Genomic DNA, 21,609 nt, shown 5'->3' with positions numbered 1-21,609 from the left:
ATTAAAGTTGTTTTACTCTTAGTTCCCCTAGTTCATTTAATACTGTTTCAATCTTTGATTTGAACTTTTCGGAAGCGGACACTAGCGGCAGTCTGCTTGGACCTCCTGGTAATCCTAGTGCTTCCAAGCCTGCCTTTAATGTTCCTGGAATCGTTTCTTCTTCAATCACATTATATAACTCTAGCAGTTCCTGATTTAATTTAGTCGCTTCTTTTAAGTTGTTTTCATTTACGATTAAATCATATAGTTTTGCTATTTTTTTCGGAGCCAAGTTGTGGACTAATCCAACAGCACCATGTCCCCCTAATGCTAATGTAGGTAAGATTAAATGTTCAAATCCAGTAAGTACCGCGAAGTTTGGATTGTCTTTTGTCAATGCAATCAGTTTAGAAGTATGAATTCCATCGGCAGTATTTTTAATGCCAACAATTCCATCTATTTGACTTAATTCATGAATCAATTCTGGATCAAGTTCAACACCTGTAGCATCTGGATAATGATAGATGACAATTCCAATGCTGGAGTTTTCTGCTACTGCCTTGTAATGATCAATAATTCCTTGTCTGCTAGTTGTCATATAATAAGGATTAATGACCAAGGCACAATCTGCCCCAACCTTAGCTGCGTATTGAGTAAGTTCAATTGTATCTTCTGTTCGGTGACATCCTGTCCCCGCCATAACAGGAATTCTGCCGTTTGCTGTTTCACACACAAATTTAATTACTGCCTTTCGTTCTTCCATGCTCATCAGAGAGTATTCTCCAGTACTTCCTCCCACTAAAAGACAGTTCATTCCCCCATCTATCAAATGTTCTATTAGTTGTTCAAGCCCCTTAAAGTCAATACTGTTATCCTCTTTCATAGGTGTAGGTAAAGCTGGGATCATTCCGAAAGGTTTATACATATTTATCCTCCTCATAAATGTTAATTAAAATGGAATTTCTACAAATAAATTTGAAAAACTAAATAAATAATAATTTCCTCTTTTCTGAAATAACTAATTAAATAATATTCTGAATTATCTATTAAGTAGATATTATCAGAGAATTGAATTCTTGTATATCATTTTTCTAAAAAGGGAATATTTATTTTCATTTGATACTCAAAGTAAATCCTAGGCATTTCATTTACACAAAATACTGATTAAAAAAATGTAGTTTGGGATTTACATGATGCTTTATCAAAAACATGGTAAGGCTACGCCCATCTAAATAGGTGTGTAGCTTTACCGAATTTGTATGATTTTAAGATATTCCAGTCTACTTTTGTTTAATGTTCACATATACACTTTTCACTTCCGTGTAGTTCTCTAAGCCATACTCTCCGCCCATTTCACGTCCAATACCAGATTGTTTGTATCCGCCAAATGGCATTGTCTCCCACTCAAGACCAACGTCATTAATCCAAACTGTCCCTGCTTGTAGTTTACGAGCAATATAATGACCAGTTTTAATATTTTCTGTCCAAACACTAGCTGCTAAACCATAATCGCTGTCATTTGCTCTTTTAATTACTTCTTCAACCGTATCAAAAACGAAAACCGACATTACTGGACCAAAGATTTCTTCACGTGCAATCGTCATGTCGTCTTTTACATCCGCAAAAATCGTTGGTTCAACAAAATAGCCTTTATCAAATGTTTTTACTCCTCCAGCAACAAGACGTGCACCTTCTCTTTTTCCTTGCTCGATGTAGCCAAGTACAGATTGTTGCTGTTTTGCTGAGACGAGTGGACCCATATCTGTTTCCGGATCCATTCCTGGGCCCAATTTTAACGTGTTCACACGTTCTGCCAATGCATTCACTACCTGATCGTAAATTTTACGATGAACGTAGATTCGTGTACAAGCACTACAGTTTTGTCCATGGTTGTACATTGTACCATTAAATGCCCCTTCTATTGCTTCGTCCAGGTTAGCGTCCTCTAGGATGATTGCAGGTGATTTACCACCTAGTTCAAGCGTGACTCCTTTGATTTGATCTGCTGCTTTCTTCATCACTTCTTTTCCGACAGCTGTTGATCCAGTGAACGACAATTTGTCTACCCCCGTATGGGTGATAATTGCTTCACCAGCAACTCGGCCAGAGCCAGGGGTAATATTAACAACGCCGTCTGGAAAACCAGCTTCTTTGAACAGTTTTGCTATATAAAGTAGAGAAAGCGGTGTTTCACTTGCTGGTTTAATAACAACGGTACAACCAACTGCTAGAGCCGATCCCAGCTTCCAAGCGGCCATTAAAAGAGGAAAGTTCCATGGAATAATTTGGCCTACAACCCCGACCGGTTCATGCACCGTATAATTCACATATTCTGGTGATACTTGTGTCGTTTTTCCTTGAATTTTCGTTGCAAAACCCGAATAATATCTGAAGTGTTGGATGGATCCATCAACATCATCTGTTAATGCGACTTTATATGGCTTACCGTTATCAAGGGCCTCGAGTTGCGCAAGCTCTTCACGGTTTTCTTCCAAAAGGTCTGCGAACTTATAAAGAAGATGCGAACGTGTAGCCGCTTCCATTTCCGGCCATGCACCTTCATCGAATGCTTTTCTTGCAGCTCGAACGGCAATATCAATATCTTCCGTTTGTCCTTCGCTGACTTGTGCAATTACTTCTTCAGTAGCAGGGTTAATGACATCGAATGTTTTGCCATTAACTGCTGGTACGTATTCTCCATTAATATAAAGACCTATAAATCCTTCCAGGAATTCTTTTACCTTCGGTTTTAATTTGTAATCAGTTGCTTGCAATTTTACACCTCTCCTTTTTTAGCTTTGATATTTTCTTTTTTAAAAGTGTAAATAATCAAATTATTTTAATTATTTATGAAATTAAATATACCAACAATTTGATTAATTGTAAATCATTTTTTTAAAAAGGGAATATTTAAGTTCATATTTTAATATTTATAAATTATTTTGCGTACAAATAATAAAGTCGTTTAATTCTTCTCTCAAAAATAACAAAGGAGATACTACTTAAAACCGTAGGATCTCCTCTTAAAGTTCTTTAAAAATATTCATTTACCAAAATTGTAGACATTAATTACTCGCTCATATGACCGCCAATACGGAAAAAAAGGCCTCCCAACAGTTTAGAAAACTGATGAAAGACCTTCTCCATTAAGTAGCCTTTTTATCCTGGCTTGTCACAACGAGGACAAATCCGAGGACAAGAAAAGCATATTATTATTTTAGACGTTGATATAACAAGGTTTTAAAACCTTTATTACATCATGCCGCCCATTCCACCCATACCGCCCATGTCAGGCATACCCATGCCTGAGCCAGCTGGTTCTGGTTTGTCAGCAACAACTGCTTCAGTTGTTAAGAACATAGCCGCTACAGATGCAGCGTTTTGTAATGCAGAACGAGTAACTTTAGTTGGGTCAACGATACCAGCTTGAATCATGTTTACCCATTCGCCATTCGCAGCGTTGAAACCTGTACCGATTTCTTCACGCTTTAAGCGGTCAACGATAACAGATCCTTCAAGACCAGCGTTGTGAGCAATTGTGCGTACAGGCTCTTCCATCGCACGTAATACGATGTTGATACCAGTTGCTACATCGCCTTCAGCTTGGATTTCAGCAACTTTGCTGTATACGTTAAGAAGGGCTACACCACCACCGGATACGATACCTTCTTCAACTGCAGCACGAGTTGAGTTCAAAGCGTCTTCGATTCGAAGCTTACGCTCTTTTAATTCAGTTTCAGTCGCAGCACCAACTTTGATAACTGCTACACCGCCAGCTAATTTAGCTAAGCGCTCTTGTAATTTTTCACGGTCAAATTCAGAAGTAGTTTCTTCTAATTGAACACGGATTTGGTTTACACGAGCTGCGATTTCAGCAGAATCTCCTGCACCTTCAACGATTGTTGTATTTTCTTTTGTCACAACAACTTTAGCAGCACGTCCTAGAGAGCTGATTGTAGTTGTCTTAAGTTCACGGCCAAGCTCTTCAGTGATTACTTCCCCACCAGTTAGAGCAGCGATATCTTCAAGCATTGCTTTACGACGATCGCCAAAGCCTGGAGCTTTAACAGCAACTGCATTGAATGTGCCGCGAAGCTTGTTAACTACTAGAGTAGAAAGTGCTTCACCTTCAACATCTTCAGCAACTAATAATAGTGGCTTGCCTTGTTGAACTACTTGCTCAAGAACAGGAAGGATTTCTTGAATGCTAGCAATCTTCTTGTCAGTAATTAAGATATATGGATTTTCTAAAACAGCTTCCATTTTATCTGTGTTGGTTACCATGTAAGCAGAAGTATAACCACGGTCAAATTGCATACCTTCTACTACATCCAATTCAGTTGTGAAGCCTTTAGATTCTTCAATAGTGATTACGCCGTCGTTGCCCACGCGTTCCATTGCTTCTGCAATTAATTGGCCAACTTCTTCGTCAGCAGCAGAGATGGAAGCAACCTGTGCGATAGAAGCTTTGTTTTCGATTGGTTTAGAAATTGCTTTTAATTCTTCAACAGCTGCAATAACTGCTTTTTCGATCCCTTTACGGATACCCATTGGGTTTGCACCAGCTGTTACGTTCTTTAAGCCTTCGCGGATCATCGCTTGAGCTAGAACTGTTGCAGTAGTTGTACCGTCACCGGCAACATCGTTTGTTTTGCTTGCAACTTCAGCAACAAGTTTTGCACCCATGTTTTCAAATGCATCTTCTAATTCGATTTCTTTTGCGATAGTTACACCATCATTTGTGATAAGTGGTGAACCAAATTTTTTCTCAAGAACCACGTTGCGTCCTTTAGGTCCAAGAGTAACTTTAACTGCATTTGCTAGAGCATCAACACCACGAAGCATTGCGCGGCGTGCATCTTCACTAAACATAATCTCTTTAGCCATTGTTTAAAAACCTCCTCATATCTTTTAAGTTCTTTGTATTTTTTTAAGTAAAAATCTTAAGCGCCAACGACAGCAAGAATATCAGATTCGCGTAAGATTAAATATTCTGTTCCTTGGTATTTTACTTCTGTACCGCCGTATTTTGAGAAGATAATACGATCACCTACAGAAACTTCAAGTGCTACACGCTCTCCGCTTTCAAGTACGCGGCCAGTACCAACGGCAACAACTTTTCCTTCTTGAGGCTTTTCTTTCGCTGAATCCGGTAATACGATCCCGCTTGCAGTTTTTTCTTCTGATTCAACAAGCTCAATGATAATACGATCACCTAATGGTCTTAACAAATCAAACAACCTCCTCAAAAATATATGTAATTCTGACTTGTTAGCACTCTCTATGAATGAGTGCTAACACAATTATTATAATAATGAATCTCCCCATCTTTTGCAAGTGTGAAGAATAAAAAATTACTAAAAAAATTCTCCCTGCTGACAACCTTATAAAGTATGTGAAAAACGTCATTTTCTATACCTATTTTTTTAAAAAGTCTTTCTAAATTGAAACAAAGCCAGTTTAAAGAGTAGAATGAAGAATAGTATATATAAAGGCCAAGCGATTTGGGGCCTTGTAAAATGGATGATTATAAATTGACTATTCGTCAAAAATATAAAATGGAATCTAAAGGAGACTAGATTATTTGAAACGGGAATATTGGATAATCATTATTGTTTACATCGCGATGCAGTTTTCTAGCCTAATCGGGATACCCCTATTTTTGTTTGGCTTTAAAAACTTTGGGATCAATCAAAGTCTTGCTGTTCCTTCCTGGCTTCTAGCTAGTTTTACGATTGCCTTATTACTCATTATTTTTATATTACGGAAAGAAATGAACAACCGAGGCTTCAGCAAAAATGGCGGTTCTTTCGGTCATTCGGTGGTATGGGCCATTTCAGGAATCTTCCTTGCTTTAGCTGCCCAGTACGCAGCCGCAATCATCGAGAACCTATTAGGCATCAATATGGGTTCCGAAAACACAAAGGATATTCTGACGATAATTGAAGCTTTTCCCTTAGCGATTATAGTCACGAGCATCATTGGACCAATCTTAGAAGAAATCGTTTTTCGAAAAATTATTTTCGGAGCTCTTCATCAACGATTTAACTTTTTTATTTCTGCTCTTATCAGTTCAGTCATTTTTGCCGCCGCCCATATGGAGTTTCAGCACATTCTGCTATATTCGGCCATGGGCTTTACGTTCGCCTTTCTTTATGTAAAAACAAAATCCATTTTCGTCCCAATATTTGCCCATGTCACAATGAACACCTTGGTGGTCTTGGTTCAGTCGGTGTACAAAGACGACATTGAGAGGCTCCAGCGAGAAGCCGAGGCGGTTCAAAACTTTATCGGAGGATTTCTATGAGACGTTCACCTTTGTTTTCCGGATTAATTTACTTTTTACTTGGCGGGTTGTTTACTTACTTTGCCATTGATAATGTTCAAAAAAATGGCTGGGGGTTTTTCAGTTACCTCCTCGTCCTATTAGCAACCTTTGACTTTGGCTCAGGCGTAAAAATGATTATCTTTCACGTTAAATACAAAGATAAAATGAAAAAGAAATAAAACAAGGTGTCAGGCACCATGTGAATTTTTCACATGGTGCCTGACACCTTTTCATTTTGAAGCCACTTTTTTGTGAATCACCATACGCTCTTTTCCTAGGATAAAAATGAATAGGAAGGCTAGACCTGCGGGTACGAGTGCCCATGTAAATGTGTGGACGATGGAACTTGAGAGTGCATCAGTTATTTTATCGAGAATTTGTGGTGGAATTAATTTTCTTGCTTCCTCCGATAATAAGGCCCGCGAATCTCCGAAACTCTGCCCCTTTGGAATCGGCCCCATTCCAGCAAAAGCATTTTCCAATCCTTCTTTGAGATCACTTCGTTGGATCGTACCAAAAACGGTAATCCCGATCGTCATTCCTAAGGAACGAATAAAGTTACTAGTGGATGTTGCTGAGCCCCTTTGCTCAATTCCAAACGGATGAATCGCTGCCATACTTAACACAGAAAAAGAGAAGCCGACACCTAAACCAATTATAATCATGTAAAGCGTCAACACCGCTCTGCTTGTTTCTGGTGTAATCGTACTCAATAACAATAAGCCGCCAATCAAAATAACTCCGGAGATAAACATAATATTTCGATAGCTCATCTTCGTTGTCAAAAAACCGCCAGCTTGTGCGGTAACCACCGAGCCGAGCATCATTGGCAATAATATTAACCCTGAATTGGTGGCAGTCCCGCCATAAACCCCTTGCACAAAAATCGGGATGTAAACCGTAGCTGCCATAAATGCAGCACCGTAAAATAAGCCAACGAGTGTACTGCCTGCAAACAAGCGGTTTCTAAACATAGAAAAGGAAATAATCGGATCCTTTGCTTTTGTCTCCACAAATAAAAAGATCAAAAATAGAATCGCAAATCCTGCAAACAGGCTGATGATCACGGTTGAATTCCAGTCATATTTTTGCCCTCCAAGTTCAAGCGCAAACATTAGAAAAACTACGGCTCCGACCAATGTCACGGCCCCCGACCAATCAATTATCTGCTTTTTGTGAATTGGAGATTCCTTATATGCGATAGTAATAAAAACGAGTGATAAGATCCCTAGTGGCATATTGATGTAGAAAATCCAATGCCAGCTGATATAGTCCGTTATATACGCACCAAGCAATGGACCAAAAATACTCGACAATCCAAAAACGGCTCCGAACAAGCCCCCCATTTTCCCACGCTTTTCAGGGGGAAACAGGTCAAACATTATCGTAAAGGCGATTGGGACAAGCGCCCCACCGCCAATCCCCTGAATGGCACGATAAATGCTTAACTGTGTGATCGTTTCAGCAGTACCGCACAAAGCGGAACCCACCATAAACAAAATCAATCCGAAAATAAAGAATCTTTTTCGACCGTACATATCCGACAACTTACCGAAAATCGGCATCCCTGCCATCTCAGCTACCATGTAGGCAGATACGACCCAGACAAAGCTCTCCAGACCACCGAGATCACCGACAATCGTACCCATTGCGGTTACAACAATCGTATTATCCATCGAGGCCATTAAAATCCCCAGCAATAACCCCGCAACAACCAATCCTAATTTGCTTTCTTTTGTCACCATCACATTTCTCCTTTATATCTTAATCGTCGTTTTTATTGCCGCCCTCGGGTCATGCGAGAAATCATTTCGATACTCCACCACTCCTATTTGGCAGCCAGGTCCAATTTTCACCTTGTTGCCCCGAACAATATCAGCCTTGGTATTTTCAAGGTAGATATCATCCCCTTCAATGACTTTCGCACTTAGGGACCCTGCCTCTTTTCCAAAGGGGAGGAGTGAGTTACTTCTTTTTTTGACGGTTATTTTTCCGCCGCCGATTTCCTCAGCTGTGCTTTGCCCAAAACGCAAACCGACCTTAATTGTATCTGCACTCAGTAATCCTTTGATCTCAAAGCCGCCACTAGAGTCGAACGTCTCATACTCCACATCGCCATTCACTGAGATACTCCCTTTAATGTTTGCTTCATCCCCTGTCAGTCTCTCGCCGACTTCCAGCAATCCGAAAATTTTTATCTTTTTTAAAAGAGCATTGCCACCGACCATCATCGTTCCCATGATCAGTGTTTCCTCTGCATCCATATTCCCTTTGATCTCTGCTTCACCAAATACTTTTACCGAGCCTGTTTTGACATTTTCGACGGCTTCACTCGTACCATAGACATGGAAAGTCGAACTTTCCACAGCATTGACAATCGTTCCTTCCCCTCGAATACTGATTTTATCGTAACGGCCGCCAGGATAGCTGCCCGAGCCATTGATAATCAGATTTTCGCTTCTTGTCATTTTCTTATCCCCCTTAAACCTTTCTGTTCTCAGTAACAATTGCCTTTTTATCCATCGAAAATTCCTCAGTATATTCCACTAGACCAATTTGACAATTTGGACCAATCCACACCTGGTTCCCACGAACGACTTTGGCAATCGTATTTTCAAGTTCAATTTTATCCCCTTCAATTAATTCCGTTTCAAGCTGTGGTTTAAAAAAGGCCTTAAGCAAATTACCGACTAAGGATCCCTTCGCCTTTACCGTAATCGTTTGCCCGCCGATTTCTTTTGCTTTACATTCTCCAAACATCTTTATGTCCACCTGGTCTGCATTTAGAAGTCCGCCAATCGTAAACTGCGATTCCGCTTTAAAAATTTCCGCCTCACAATCCTCACTGACCGTAAATGTCCCCTGAATTTTTATTTCCTCACATTTGACCCTGCCGCCAACCGTTGCCTTACCGGAGACCTTTAATTTTTCAGCTGATAGGTTTTTGTCGATTCTGGCTGATCCATCAATCGTTAGGATCTTACTGTCGATACTCCCTCTGAACCTTGCATGCCCGTTTACTTTTGCTTTTTCAGAAATGACGTTTCCATTGAGAATCCCGGAACCATTACAATCAAGTTCCACGCATTCTAAATCATCGTTAACCGTCCCTCGGCCATTTAATGTGACAACGCGGAACTGTCCCCCATTGGATGCACCGAAGCCATTAATAACCAAGTCTCCCCTGCTTTTCGTATCCATCATCATTCTCCTTTATAATAATTTCGCTTTAATTTCTTCCATGCACGTCATTAGCGACAAAGTGGCAACCACTTTTGTTCCGCGTTCAAAATGAAATTCTTCTGCATTAATTAGTAACAGACATGATGACATGCCCAACTTTCGAGTCATCACCAATTCGCAGCTTTTTTGCTTGATTAAGGCCGTATTGTCCGTTAACACCTGCAAGACCATTTTCCCTTCCTCCAAATTAATTTCACCCGACTGAAGCAGCTTTTCTAAAATAAACACTTCCAGCATTCTTGTAAAATTAAATTGAAGACTGCCTTTTTCCTGTTCAAGGTAAAAATCGACAACTGTTGTCGAAACAATGTTACGTTTTATTAACTCATCTTTGGTATAATTTAAATTCGTTACATTTGGCGAAAACATGTCAGCTAGTTCATCCAAGGATAAGTTTTCTTTCATTGTTTGGATTTTTTCGATTCTTTCTAAGATCTTTTCCTTTGGAAAAAAAGTTTCCTGACCCGTAAACGTTGACTTTCTTACGAACCATTCTTCTGGAATAAGGTCCTTCCGTTTCCATCTATATAGCTGTCCATAGGATATTCCGGCTAATTCTAACAGGTCTTTCTTAGAGATTAACTCCTCACTCATAATAAAAACACCTTCCTTAAAAATAATGTAACATAACACTGTTACGCTTGTAAAGCGCAAATGTAAATATTAGGATGTCCTAATTATTATTTTACAAAAAAAGGCCCCTCACGTTATATCGTGAAAGACCTTCTTGAACCTATTTTCCTCATTTTCCACCGTTCGATAAGCTTTGCTTAGATGATTTCTACTAGTTTTTTTAAGTTGGAGCTTTTTCGTGCTACTCCCGATTCAATCGCTGCAGTCGAAACAGCTGCTGCCACTCGATCCCCTACACGAGAATCTAAGGCGTTAGGAATGATATACTCCGCACGAAGCTCTTTATCCGATACAAGACTTGAAATGGCGTAAGCTGCTGCAAGTTTCATTTCCTCATTGATGTCGGTTGCCCTTACATCGAGAGCACCACGAAAGATTCCTGGAAAGGCGAGCACATTATTTACTTGATTAGGATAATCAGAACGGCCTGTTCCGACTACTGCTGCACCTGCCGCAAGCGCTTCTTCTGGATAAATTTCGGGTACTGGATTTGCCATTGCAAAAACGATTGAATCTTTATTCATGGTCCTGACCATATCTCCTGTTAAAGCCTTTGGACCTGAGACTCCGATAAAAATGTCAGTGTTTTTAATCGCGTCTTTTAGGGTCCCATGTAACCTGCCCAGGTTTGTTCTCTCTGCTATTTCTGCTTGCCGGTCGTTCATCCACTCTTCACCTGGACAAAGAATTCCCTCCAGGGTTACTAAGGTAACATCCTTAAAACCCGCTTTTAATAAAAGCTTGGCAATCGCTATACCAGCAGAACCAGCACCATTTAGAACAACCTTAACCTTATAGATACTTTTCTTCACAATTCTCAGTGCATTCAAAAGGCCTGCTAGTACGACAATCGCCGTTCCATGCTGGTCATCATGAAAGACCGGAATGTTAAGTTCCTTTTTTAGGCGTTCCTCAATTTCAAAGCATCTTGGGGCGGCGATATCCTCCAAATTGATTCCGCCGAACGTTGGCTCTAGTGCTTTGATAATATTGACAATCTCATCGACATTTTTTGTACCTAAGCAAAGCGGATACGCATCGATCCCGGCAAATTGTTTAAATAAAACAGCCTTTCCCTCCATTACTGGCATAGCAGCCTCAGGGCCAATATCTCCTAATCCTAATACCGCTGTTCCATCTGTTACAACTGCTACTAGATTACCCCGACCTGTATGCTCGAAGGAAGCTTCACTATTTTTTGCTATGATCTTACAAGGCTCAGCTACACCGGGCGTATAAGCTAAACTCAAATCATCGGCATTGTTCACTTCTACTTTACTGACGATGCTAATTTTACCTGCCAGCTTTTTATGGAGCAGCACTGCCTGTTCTTTTATCTTGCTTTCATTCATTCCAACCTTCTCCTTTTGGTCCAATCTAAAACTAATAAAAAATCGGGCCGTGACAAACAGGCACAGCCCGATTTACGAATGACTAGCTTAATAATTTAAGCAAAAGAATAGCCAAAATAACCGTTGAGGCGCCCCCGATTCTAGTCGAAACTTGAGCAAATGGCATCAATGACATCCGGTTGGAAGCGGAAAGAATTGCAACATCACCCGTTCCCCCTAAACCACTATGACAGCCTGTAACAATCGCTGAGTCGACCGGGTACATCTTCATCAACTTTCCTACGAAGTAACCAGTAGTAACCATTGCGACTACGACTGAGGTACAGACAACCGCATATCCAGGTGTGACGATTTTTACTACATCCTTAAGCGGTATATACAGCATTCCTAATCCAACCATTAATGGCCAGGTTAAACTCGATGATACAAATTTATATAAGTGATAGGCACCTTGTTCCATTTTAGCCGGCATTACTTTAATACTTTTCACAACGGCTGCTGCAATAATCATTAACACTGGCCCAGGAATACCGAGGAATTTATTTCCTAGTCCACCTAAGATAAAGAAACTACACGCTATTAGCAGTCCAGCACCCATGAGTGGGAAATCAACCGGTTTATCTATCGTTGCGGCTTCTGAGATACCATCGCCGCCTTTTGTCTTCACTAATACTCCATTACCAGTCAGATGCTTCTTTTTCTCCCCTAAGCGTGATAAAATCCCTGCACAAATGATGGCGACAATATTTCCAATCACCGCTGCTGGAATTAATTGCCCTACAAATGATTCAGAAGATTTTCCGAGCACTTCTGCGTAGCCTAATGAAAGTGGCAAAATTCCTTCTCCAATCCCACCGCCGATAATTGGAACAACAATAAAGAATAATGTGTGTTTCATGTCATATCCAAAAAGCAAACCAACAAGAACGCCTACTGTAACAGATGCAAGTGTTCCGAAAATAAGCGGGATAAACATGCGTGTAAAGCCTTGAATTAAGACTCTACGATTCATCCCAAGAATACTGCCCACTACTAAAATAGAGATATAGAGGTAAAGGAAATTGGATGTTTTCATCAACTGGGTAACCGCGTTCATACCAGTCGTGTTAATTACACTAAAATAGACTAAAATAGACGGAATCAAAAGTGCTAAAATTGCCGGTCCGCCAATATCCTTTAGAACCGGAATCTTCATGCCAAGATCGCCAAGTAAAATACCCATAACAATAATAATGGCAAAGCCACCAATCATATCCGCTGGAAGCAATTTATAGACGGCTGAAAAGTAGACAACAGCTGCGATAACGATATAAAGTGGCAGTGGAACTACCCCTACCTTCAAACTGCCAAATTTACCTAAAATCCCCTTATTTTCCTTTTCCCCTGCAACAACCGTAAGCGATTGCAACTTTCTTGCTGGTTCCATAAGTGTTCATCCCCCAATCTATTGATGTTTCTATCATATTCTGAATTAAACCGCTTTCATAGTTTATGTAAATTTAATAAGGTTTTTGTAAATAAAAAAAGTAAGCAGTTTTAGGCTGCTTACAAAAAGTTTTTGATCAGATGTTGTTTCAATCGATTAAATTCATGCTGGTAAACGGGTCTCCCTACTGTACCGTAGATTACCTTAACGTCAAGGATTCCAATTTCCTTTAAAAAATTTAAATACTTACGGACCGAGACCCGAGAAATTCCCACGACCTTCACTACGTCCTCTGTTGAAAACGGGACATTTTTTAACTCTTGAATCGTATCCCAGATTTGCTTAAGGGTATCTTTTGTCAATCCCTTTGGTAAATCTTCGATAAGAGGCCTATCCTCTCGGTGCAGTAATTGATTGTCCAATACGTCTTGGTTAATCACTTGTTGAGTTTGAATAAACTTTGTTTGATCCTTATATGCAACTAATGCTCTACTAAAGCGTTCAAATTCAAAAGGCTTAATTAAATAATCAACGGCTCCGTATCTTAAAGCCTTTTTAATCCGCTCCATATCTGACGCAGCTGAAATAATAATCACATCGGTCTCTTTCTCATTTTCACGAAGGTAGGTTAACAGCTCTAATCCTTGTTTCCCCGGCATAAATATATCCAATAAGATAAGATCGATTTCTAGTTTTTCAATTTTCCCAATCGCCTCATCCACGGATGCGGCCATTGCCATCAAGGTAAATCCATGAACTTGCTCAAGATAGCGTTTATTAAATTCAGCCACCATTGGGTCATCTTCAACAATCATTACCCGGATCATTCTGGACCCCCTCCCCTTCATATGGTATATACACGGTAAAAACAGTCCCTTTTCCAGGCTTTGATGAAAGAATTAATTCCCCTCTCAGCTTCTTAATCGCCTGCGAAACGAGATACAGTCCTAACCCTCTATTTTCACCTTTTGTTGAGAATCCTTTGTTAAAAATTTGATTTTGCAGTTCTTCACTCATCCCTGCCCCTGTATCATTTACTTCAATTGTTAAAATATCATCGCCATATTCGAATTCTACTGCTATTTTTTTAACCGTACAACCATTCACAGCCTCGGTGGCATTATCAATTAAATTGCCAACAATGGTTATGAGTTCGTGTGTCACATCAGAAACAGCGGGCTGCGGAAGAGGCTGTTCACAGGAAACTGATAACTCTGCCCCTGATTCCCTTGCATAACTCAACTTTCCAATTAAAAAGCCAGCTAAAACAGGGTCCTTTATCTTTTTGGTAACGAAGCCAATTTCGTTATTACGATGATCAACCGTTTCATTGATGTATTCGACAACTTTTTCATAATAACCTGTATGGACCATCCCCAAAATCACATGAAGTTTATTCATAAACTCGTGTGCCTGGGCCCGAAGTGCATCGGCGTATGCTCTTACTCCTGTCAGTTCTTCAGCGAGTACCTGTATTTCTGTTTTATCGCGAAAAGTAGCAATTGCGCCCACTACCTTATTCCCAACGATAACGGGGACTCGGTTGGTTAAAATGGTCATCCCATTTATATTCTGTTCTTCATCCAATTCAGGTTTACCTGTTTTTAATAAATCACTTAAGCGAGTAGATGACATATATTCTTCTATATTTGTCCCCATTGGGTTATCTTGCAGGCCTGCTTTATCAAACAGCTTTAAGGCTGCTCGATTGACAAGTGTTATGTTTGAGTGTTGATCCACTGCAACAATTCCCTCACGCACCGATTGAAGCATCGCGCTTCGTTCCTCTAATAATTTAGCAATCGCAAACGGCTCAAGCCCAAGTAAGATCTTTTTTATATATCTAGCTAAAATAACAGCCCCGAGAACACCGATTAAGATACCAATCATCGTCCCAATATAAATCCCCATTCTGCTCTTTTTGACGGCCTTTTCCACATTATCTAAAGATATCCCAACAGCCACGGCCCCGATCTGCTTCCCGGTTGCATCCTTAATTGGCGTAAAGAAGCGTAATGAAGGTCCAAGAGATCCCTTTGAAATAGATTGATGCTCTTTTCCTTTTAGGACAGGCCCTTCATCTCCACCCTTGAATGGTTTCCCTATCTCTTTACTATCAGGGTGGGATTTTCGGATCCCGTTCATATCCATCACAACAATAAAGTAAACGTTCGTGACCTTTCTCATTTCATTGGCAAACGTTTGGATTTCCTTTTCATTCTGTTTTCTACTCATTGCATTAACAACAAGCGGACTATGAGCAACCATTCGAGCCACATTTCTTGCTTTCTCAGCCTGACCTTTTTCCGTCTCCTTAGCAATTCTCGAACTTATTAGTAAATCTGTTATCAATAGTGAAAAAGTAACCACCATACACACAAAGACAATAATTACCGACTGTAAACTCCATCTTCCCTTTCTCATATTTCCCTCCATCTTTGAGAAGGCGACAGGCACCATTCTGATCTCCACCTGATGACATACTAACCATCCCGGTAAGTAAACGCAAAAAGGCTGCAAAGCATTCTTATGAAAATACCTTGCAGTCTTAGAAACTTTCTTTAACTTAGGCTGGTCTGAGAGTTCATCGTCTCAGTTAACCATCCTTGCGAACGATGCCTTAACTTATGAGCAAAATAGCTCCTGCGATAATAGGGGTCAGGACCATCGCACCTTTTAATACGGGCTGCGGAGCAAGGGCTGTAAACTTAGCCCCGACATAGGAGCCAATCATCGTTCCTCCTACCACTTCAACTAACAGGGTTAAATTCAGGTATCCTTCGAAATAGTAGCCGATTCCTCCTGCTAAAGCGATCGGCAAAATAACGAGCATTGTTGTACCCACTGATTGCTTAAGCGAAAGTCCCATGATGACCAGCAATCCGATTTGAATGAACGGTGCAGCACCTATCCCAAATGTACCAGACAACAATCCGGTAACCAACCCGACAACTGCCGCTTTCTTAATGAGAAACAGGTTGCCAGGTTTCACTTTTTTGTTGTTTGCCTTTATTTTTTGAACAATAAATAAGCGAACAACCAAGATCACAGCCGACAAAAATAACATCCCCGCTGTTAACCAATGCAAAGAATGAGTCGGAATCAAACTGGCTAGTTTTGAACCTAAATAGGAGGCAGCTGCCCCAAATCCGCCGACGATTAAACCCGTTTTAATTGAGATATTTCCTTGACGAAAATGGCTGTAGGCACCTGACATGCTAGTAAATACCATCGCTGCTAGTGATGTCCCTAACGCCATATGTATTGGTACTCCAAAAATAACTGTTAAGATGGCAATAATAAAGCCAGAGCCGCCTGCCCCGACAAATCCTAATAAAATCCCAAGCACAAACATCGTCAGCACAATCGCCAACTTCATCCCCTCCGATTGCAAAACCCTAGATGTCCTTCTAGGAAATGTTTTATTACTTACCTAAGGACGGGGTCATACCGACAAAATGAGTCAGTTCACCATCGATTTTGTCCTTATTTTACCCACTGATTTGAAAAAGAAAAAACTATCATTCATTATTGTACTAAAAATTTAAAAGATATATTGGAATTATGCCCTAATTTCCAAAATTTGAAAGACTACCTCAACTAGGTTGAGGTAGTCTTCCCTTAAAAGCTAGATTTTACTCGACCTAAGCAAGCACTGGTTGTTTTGCTTCTGCTAATGCTGATAGGCGTTGCTTAATTTCCTCAACATTGATAATTTTTTGGGCTACCCCTGTTTCCATTGCAGTATACGCAACCGCGGTTGCTACCTGTGCTGCGACCCGAGGGTCAAATGGATCTGGAATGACATAATCGGCATGGAGCTCATCCTCTGAAATTAAACCAGCAATTGCATAAACCGCGGCGAGCTTCATTTCCTCGTTGATTTCCTTTGCACGGACATCTAAAGCACCGCGGAAAATTCCTGGGAATGCAAGCACATTATTAACCTGGTTCGGAAAATCAGAACGTCCTGTACCCACTACAAGTGCTCCTGCTTCTTTGGCCACATCCGGCATAATTTCCGGTACCGGGTTGGCCATGGCAAAGATTATCGGGTCACGGTGCATAGAACCAACCATTTCCTTCGTAACGGCCCCAGCTGCTGATACCCCCACAAACACATCTGCGTCAACAAGCGCATCGGCTAACGTTCCTTGTTTTTGCTCGCGATTTGTGATTTGTGCCATTTCATCTTTGAATCGATTCATTCCAACCGGGCGGCCTTCATAAATAATTCCTTTTGTATCACATAAAATAACATCCTTCACGCCCATATGTAGCATAAGTTTAACAATCGCTACTCCTGCTGCACCTGCTCCATTTACTGCAACACGAATATCTTCAATTTTTTTATCCGCTAATTTTAATGCGTTGATTAAACCAGCCGCTGTTACAATCGCTGTTCCATGCTGGTCATCATGAAAAACAGGAATATCACAGGCTTTGCGGAGGCGGTCTTCAATATCAAAGCATTGCGGCGCAGCAATATCCTCCAAGTTCACTCCGCCAAATGTTGGTTCTAGCAATTTGACGGTTTCTACGATCTGGTCTGTATCAGTTGTGGCCAAGCAAATGGGAAAAGCATCAACATCTGCGAATGATTTGAATAACACGGCCTTTCCTTCCATCACAGGCATCGCAGCTTTTGGTCCAATGTTCCCAAGCCCCAGGACTGCTGTCCCATTGGATACAACTGCAACTAGATTGCCCTTTGAGGTATAATCATAGACTTTATTTTCGTCTGCATAAATGTCCAAACATGGCTCTGCCACACCAGGTGAATAGGCTAGGCTTAAATCTTTTGCATTATGTACTGCAACCTTTGAATAGATTCCAACCTTTCCTTGATGCTCCTTATGCATTTTTAACGCTTCATCTCGTAAAATTGACATTGGATTTCCCCACTTTCCGAATTAGTAACCGCTTGCACTTTATCTATCTAAATCTTAGTGCATAGGTCAATATTTTGATAGATTATGTAATTAAAAAAAGCAGGGATTTAATCATACAAAAGGCTTTCCACAAATTTTGTGGAAAGCCTTATTAACTAATTATTCTTCATCTATTTCCACCGTTGGATAATGCTTTAAAAAGTAGACTAGCGATTGAAGCTCCACAGCCAAGTCAATATGATGGACCCTTATTAATGGTGGAACATTTAACCTTGCCGGAGTGAAATTTAAGATCCCTTTTACATTCGCTTGGACCAGTCGATCGGTTATCATTTGTGCGGCAGGAGCCGGAACCGTTAATATCGCCACTGAAATATTAGTTTCTGATAACACCTTCTCTAAATCATCCATAGGATGAACGGGTACCTCGCGAATCATGGTTCCCATTTTGTCGGGATCCACATCGAAGGCGCATTCTATTTTTGTGTTATTATTTTTTAAAAAGTTATAGTTTAAAAAGGCAGTCCCAAGATTTCCGACTCCTATTAAGGCAACCTTAGTTAATTCATCCTGATCTAAGGTCTTTCGGAAGAAGGATATTAAGTAATTAACATTATACCCATAGCCCTTTTTTCCTAACGCACCGAAATAGGAAAAGTCGCGGCGAATCGTTGCTGAGTCTACCTTTACTGCTTCACTCAATTCCGCTGAAGAGACCCTTTGCTTGCCGGAACTATGCAGGTTTTTTAGAAATCGATAATAGAGGGGCAGCCGTTTTGCTGTCGCCTGTGGTATTTTCGTTGTTTCATTACTCATAATCTCCCACACCCCATGAATGGTTTAGTTAAAAATTTATTTAACTCTTTCATCTCTTTTAAAATCACCGTTTTTACCGCCTGTTTTTTCGACAAGATACGTCGGTCCAATTACCATACCTTTATCAACGGCTTTACACATATCATAAACTGTTAAGGCACATGCGGATGCGGCTGTTAACGCTTCCATTTCCACTCCTGTGTTCCCCTTCGTTTTAACGGCTGCAGCAATATATAATTGATAATTCTCATCCTTATCCTGTTCCCAAGAGAAAGAAATATTAACACCTGTTAATGGAATCGGATGGCACATTGGAATCAAATCCCATGTCTTCTTTGCTGCCATGACAGCTGCTACCTGGGCCACTGCTAAGACATCGCCCTTCTTCATCTCATTATTAGTTATTTTATCATAAATTTCTTTACTAACGGTAATGCTGGAATGAGCAAGCGCCGTACGTGCCGTTTCCGGCTTATCACTGACGTCGACCATTTTTGCTCTGCCTTCTTCATTAAAATGCGTAAATTCTGCCATATAAAAAATCCTCCCATCAAATCATACACTATTTTTCCTTATATGTGTGTGAAACTTTGAACTAAATATTACATTTTATGTCGATTTAGGACCCTTACTCCGCTAATATGGCGAGCAGTTTATTGCCGACATACCGGGAATAAGGTACACTAATCCTATGTAATAGAGGTGAATGAGAATGATTTTGCTACAGGTTAATCAATTACAAAAATATTATGGTGCTGACCTTATTTTATCGAATATTAAGCTCGAATTACAAACTCGGGACCGTGTTGCCCTTGTTGGACGCAATGGGGCGGGAAAATCGACATTGTTGAAGATTATAGCCGGACACTTGTCGCATGATGGCGGAGAAATCATCAAGCCAAAAGAAGTGACGATTGGCTATTTAGCTCAAAATACTGGGTTAGAATCATCATTATCCATATGGGATGAAATGCTGACGGTTTTTGAACCGCTGCGATTGATGGAAAAACAACTCCGCACACTTGAAGAACAAATGGCTGATCCTCTTGTTTTTGAAGACAGTGGCAGGTACGAAAGGATCCTAAAAGAGTACGATCATCTTCAGGTGAAATTTAAAGAACAGGGAGGGTATCAATATGAGGCAGAGATGCGCTCCGTCCTTCATGGGCTGAATTTCCATGACAAATCCTTGATGATATCTAGTTTAAGCGGCGGTCAGAAAACTCGTCTAGCCCTTGGTAAACTCTTGTTAACCAGGCCTGATATCCTAATATTGGATGAGCCCACAAACCACCTTGATATTGATACGCTTTCCTGGCTGGAGCAATATTTACAAAGTTATCATGGGGCGATTTTGATCGTTTCCCATGACCGCTATTTTTTAGATAAAGTTGTTACTCAAGTTTATGAAGTATCCCGTAAGCAAATCCAAAGGTTTACAGGCAACTATAGTTCTTACCTTGATCAAAAGGCGGCAAATTATGAGCGTGATTTAAAGCTTTTCGAAAAACAACAGCAAGAGGTCGCTGATCTCCAAGACTTTATCAACCGCAATTTAGCGCGGGCATCGACAACCAAACGAGCCCAAAGCCGGCGTAAAAAGCTTGAAAAGATGGAGATGATGGATCGTCCATTAGGCGATGAAAAGTCTGCTTCCTTCACGTTTGAAATTGAAAAACAAAGCGGAAATGATGTTTTAACAGTGGATTCACTCGCTGTTGGATACAAGGATGGTAAGGTTTCAGAGTCCATTTCTTTCCGGGCCTATAAAGGTGAAAGTATCGCATTGGTTGGACCGAATGGTATCGGCAAATCAACACTTTTAAAAACAATTATCAAAAAGTTGCCTGCACTTGAGGGAACCATACTCTATGGGACAAACCTTCAGATTGGGTATTACGACCAGGAGCAAGCTGAATTGACCTCCAATAAGCGGGTCTTAAATGAACTCTGGGATGACTATCCACTAAAAAATGAAAAAGAAATACGTACGGTGCTCGGTAATTTCTTATTTTCTGGTGATGATGTCTTAAAAATAGTTTCCACCTTAAGCGGTGGTGAGAAAGCCCGTCTAGCTTTAGCTAAACTGATGCTGGAGAAAGCAAATGTCTTAATTTTGGACGAGCCTACCAACCATCTTGACTTAGATAGTAAGGAAGTTCTAGAGAATGCATTAATCGATTACCCGGGCACGATATTGTTTGTCTCACACGACAGGTATTTTATTAACCGGATTGCCACAAAGGTCTTAGAACTTAGTCGTCATGGAAGTACAGAATACCTCGGGGATTATGATTATTATTTAGAGAAGAAACTAGAACAGGAAGAACTTGCAGCACTAGCGCTAGCCGCAACAGCAAAAAGGGCAGCACAAACGGATGCTTTCGAGAAAAACTCTTATCAACAGGATAAGGAAAGTAAAAAACAAGAGCGTCAGCGCAAAAGGAAATTAGAAGAAATGGAACAACGAATTGAAGAGCTAGAAGAGCAAATTCAAGAATTCGAGCAGCAATTATGCGAACCAGACATTTTTCAAAATCATGAAAAAGTGTTGGAAATCAACATAAAAAATGAAAAGGCAAAGTCTGAACTCGAGCACTTAATGGAAGAATGGGCAGAGCTGGCTGAATAATTATGCAAAAACCAGGCATTCGCCTGGTTTTTTGTTTATTATGACATTTATCGACAAATTTTGATATGATGGCATTAATTCATTAAGTTATACACTTTTCCACATTCTTATTCACATTGCAAACAGGACAGTTTCAATGTTATTTTTACTTTTCCACATTATCCACAATAAAGACCTTACTTATCCACATTATCCACAGAAAACACCCCACTTATCCACATTCACCAGTTTTTGATCTGCATTTTTATAAAATCTTATCAACAAAAAAACTCTTCTTATCCAGAAGAGTTCAGACTGTCGACAAATCC

The 21,609-nt window shown here is 40.3% G+C and carries 19 protein-coding genes; 3 read left to right on the top strand and 16 right to left on the bottom strand.

Going from position 1 to position 21,609, the window contains the following annotated elements:
* Position 1: 1 nt before the first annotated feature.
* The 4 genes from dapA to groES all read right to left on the bottom strand — a co-directional run bounded on the left by dapA (position 2) and on the right by groES (position 5,210).
* Positions 2-904, bottom strand: coding sequence for a 4-hydroxy-tetrahydrodipicolinate synthase (gene dapA, locus J7E67_RS01100; protein ID WP_214715660.1), 903 nt, complete (start codon positions 902-904; stop codon positions 2-4).
* Positions 905-1,259: 355 nt separating this feature from the next.
* Positions 1,260-2,753 carry an aldehyde dehydrogenase family protein gene (locus J7E67_RS01095; RefSeq protein WP_214715659.1) on the bottom strand — a complete coding sequence of 498 codons (1,494 nt, stop codon included), beginning with the start codon at positions 2,751-2,753 and terminating at the stop codon, positions 1,260-1,262.
* 478 nt (positions 2,754-3,231) lie between these two features.
* Positions 3,232-4,866, bottom strand: a complete 1,635-nt coding sequence (groL, locus tag J7E67_RS01090) for a chaperonin GroEL (RefSeq protein ID WP_088085080.1) — start codon at positions 4,864-4,866, stop codon at positions 3,232-3,234.
* 56 nt (positions 4,867-4,922) lie between these two features.
* Positions 4,923-5,210 carry a co-chaperone GroES gene (gene groES / locus J7E67_RS01085; protein ID WP_026565252.1) on the bottom strand — a complete coding sequence of 96 codons (288 nt, stop codon included), beginning with the start codon at positions 5,208-5,210 and terminating at the stop codon, positions 4,923-4,925.
* A gap of 353 nt (positions 5,211-5,563) precedes the next feature.
* On the opposite strand from groES, the gene J7E67_RS01080 reads away from it, so the two are divergent.
* On the top strand, positions 5,564-6,286 hold the full coding sequence (locus tag J7E67_RS01080) for a CPBP family intramembrane glutamic endopeptidase (protein WP_214718847.1): 723 nt from the start codon (positions 5,564-5,566) through the stop codon (positions 6,284-6,286).
* Positions 6,283-6,486: a YdiK family protein gene (locus J7E67_RS01075; protein ID WP_098934557.1), complete on the top strand. Its 204-nt coding sequence runs from the start codon at positions 6,283-6,285 to the stop codon at positions 6,484-6,486. Before J7E67_RS01080 ends, J7E67_RS01075 begins: the two co-directional genes overlap by 4 nt.
* Positions 6,487-6,537: 51 nt before the next feature.
* Here J7E67_RS01075 and J7E67_RS01070 read toward each other — a convergent pair whose 3' ends face one another.
* The 12 genes from J7E67_RS01070 to moaC all read right to left on the bottom strand — a co-directional run bounded on the left by J7E67_RS01070 (position 6,538) and on the right by moaC (position 19,203).
* Complete coding sequence (locus J7E67_RS01070) at positions 6,538-8,052, bottom strand: MDR family MFS transporter (protein ID WP_214718849.1); 1,515 nt, start codon at positions 8,050-8,052, stop codon at positions 6,538-6,540.
* A gap of 12 nt (positions 8,053-8,064) precedes the next feature.
* A complete protein-coding gene (locus J7E67_RS01065; protein WP_214718850.1) occupies positions 8,065-8,775 on the bottom strand; it encodes a cytoplasmic protein in 711 nt (236 codons plus the stop codon).
* 13 nt (positions 8,776-8,788) lie between these two features.
* Entirely contained in the window at positions 8,789-9,508 is a 720-nt protein-coding gene (locus J7E67_RS01060) for a bactofilin family protein (protein WP_214718851.1), read from the bottom strand.
* Positions 9,509-9,520: 12 nt separating this feature from the next.
* Positions 9,521-10,144 carry a YhbD family protein gene (locus tag J7E67_RS01055; RefSeq protein WP_214718854.1) on the bottom strand — a complete coding sequence of 208 codons (624 nt, stop codon included), beginning with the start codon at positions 10,142-10,144 and terminating at the stop codon, positions 9,521-9,523.
* A gap of 176 nt (positions 10,145-10,320) precedes the next feature.
* Complete coding sequence (locus J7E67_RS01050) at positions 10,321-11,535, bottom strand: NAD(P)-dependent malic enzyme (protein WP_214730722.1); 1,215 nt, start codon at positions 11,533-11,535, stop codon at positions 10,321-10,323.
* An 82-nt stretch (positions 11,536-11,617) separates the two neighbouring features.
* Positions 11,618-12,961: a 2-hydroxycarboxylate transporter family protein gene (locus J7E67_RS01045; RefSeq protein WP_214718857.1), complete on the bottom strand. Its 1,344-nt coding sequence runs from the start codon at positions 12,959-12,961 to the stop codon at positions 11,618-11,620.
* Between the two features lie 119 nt (positions 12,962-13,080).
* On the bottom strand, positions 13,081-13,788 hold the full coding sequence (locus J7E67_RS01040) for a response regulator (protein ID WP_214718858.1): 708 nt from the start codon (positions 13,786-13,788) through the stop codon (positions 13,081-13,083).
* On the bottom strand, positions 13,766-15,385 hold the full coding sequence (gene dcuS / locus J7E67_RS01035; RefSeq protein WP_214718859.1) for a DcuS/MalK family sensor histidine kinase: 1,620 nt from the start codon (positions 15,383-15,385) through the stop codon (positions 13,766-13,768). The genes J7E67_RS01040 and dcuS overlap by 23 nt, the downstream gene beginning before the upstream one ends.
* 196 nt (positions 15,386-15,581) lie before the next feature.
* Entirely contained in the window at positions 15,582-16,334 is a 753-nt protein-coding gene (locus tag J7E67_RS01030; RefSeq protein ID WP_251026494.1) for a sulfite exporter TauE/SafE family protein, read from the bottom strand.
* Positions 16,335-16,605: 271 nt separating this feature from the next.
* A complete protein-coding gene (ystJ, locus tag J7E67_RS01025) occupies positions 16,606-17,853 on the bottom strand; it encodes an NADP-dependent malic enzyme (protein WP_214718860.1) in 1,248 nt (415 codons plus the stop codon).
* 159 nt (positions 17,854-18,012) lie between these two features.
* Positions 18,013-18,669: a redox-sensing transcriptional repressor Rex gene (locus tag J7E67_RS01020; protein WP_214718861.1), complete on the bottom strand. Its 657-nt coding sequence runs from the start codon at positions 18,667-18,669 to the stop codon at positions 18,013-18,015.
* A 36-nt stretch (positions 18,670-18,705) separates the two neighbouring features.
* Positions 18,706-19,203, bottom strand: coding sequence for a cyclic pyranopterin monophosphate synthase MoaC (gene moaC / locus J7E67_RS01015; RefSeq protein WP_214718862.1), 498 nt, complete (start codon positions 19,201-19,203; stop codon positions 18,706-18,708).
* A gap of 178 nt (positions 19,204-19,381) precedes the next feature.
* Here moaC and J7E67_RS01010 point away from each other — a divergent pair, with 178 nt between their 5' ends.
* Positions 19,382-21,301, top strand: coding sequence for an ABC-F family ATP-binding cassette domain-containing protein (locus J7E67_RS01010; RefSeq protein WP_214718863.1), 1,920 nt, complete (start codon positions 19,382-19,384; stop codon positions 21,299-21,301).
* Positions 21,302-21,609: the final 308 nt, after the last annotated feature.

It is taken from the genome of Bacillus sp. ISL-46 (assembly GCF_018613205.1).
The sequence above is the reverse complement of the archived record's forward strand: the minus strand, read 5'-3'. Positions and strand labels throughout refer to the sequence as shown.

Coding starts and splice junctions, on each gene's coding strand:
- J7E67_RS01075 (WP_098934557.1), top strand. CDS start 6,283: ATGAGACGTTCACCTTTGTTTTCCGGATTAATTTACTTTTTACTTGGC.
- J7E67_RS01045 (WP_214718857.1), bottom strand. CDS start 12,961: ATGGAACCAGCAAGAAAGTTGCAATCGCTTACGGTTGTTGCAGGGGAA.
- J7E67_RS01010 (WP_214718863.1), top strand. CDS start 19,382: ATGATTTTGCTACAGGTTAATCAATTACAAAAATATTATGGTGCTGAC.
- J7E67_RS01050 (WP_214730722.1), bottom strand. CDS start 11,535: ATGAATGAAAGCAAGATAAAAGAACAGGCAGTGCTGCTCCATAAAAAG.
- J7E67_RS01070 (WP_214718849.1), bottom strand. CDS start 8,052: ATGGTGACAAAAGAAAGCAAATTAGGATTGGTTGTTGCGGGGTTATTG.
- J7E67_RS01020 (WP_214718861.1), bottom strand. CDS start 18,669: ATGAGTAATGAAACAACGAAAATACCACAGGCGACAGCAAAACGGCTG.
- moaC (WP_214718862.1), bottom strand. CDS start 19,203: ATGGCAGAATTTACGCATTTTAATGAAGAAGGCAGAGCAAAAATGGTC.
- groL (WP_088085080.1), bottom strand. CDS start 4,866: ATGGCTAAAGAGATTATGTTTAGTGAAGATGCACGCCGCGCAATGCTT.
- J7E67_RS01065 (WP_214718850.1), bottom strand. CDS start 8,775: ATGACAAGAAGCGAAAATCTGATTATCAATGGCTCGGGCAGCTATCCT.
- J7E67_RS01055 (WP_214718854.1), bottom strand. CDS start 10,144: ATGAGTGAGGAGTTAATCTCTAAGAAAGACCTGTTAGAATTAGCCGGA.
- dapA (WP_214715660.1), bottom strand. CDS start 904: ATGTATAAACCTTTCGGAATGATCCCAGCTTTACCTACACCTATGAAA.
- J7E67_RS01040 (WP_214718858.1), bottom strand. CDS start 13,788: ATGATCCGGGTAATGATTGTTGAAGATGACCCAATGGTGGCTGAATTT.
- dcuS (WP_214718859.1), bottom strand. CDS start 15,385: ATGAGAAAGGGAAGATGGAGTTTACAGTCGGTAATTATTGTCTTTGTG.
- ystJ (WP_214718860.1), bottom strand. CDS start 17,853: ATGTCAATTTTACGAGATGAAGCGTTAAAAATGCATAAGGAGCATCAA.
- J7E67_RS01060 (WP_214718851.1), bottom strand. CDS start 9,508: ATGGATACGAAAAGCAGGGGAGACTTGGTTATTAATGGCTTCGGTGCA.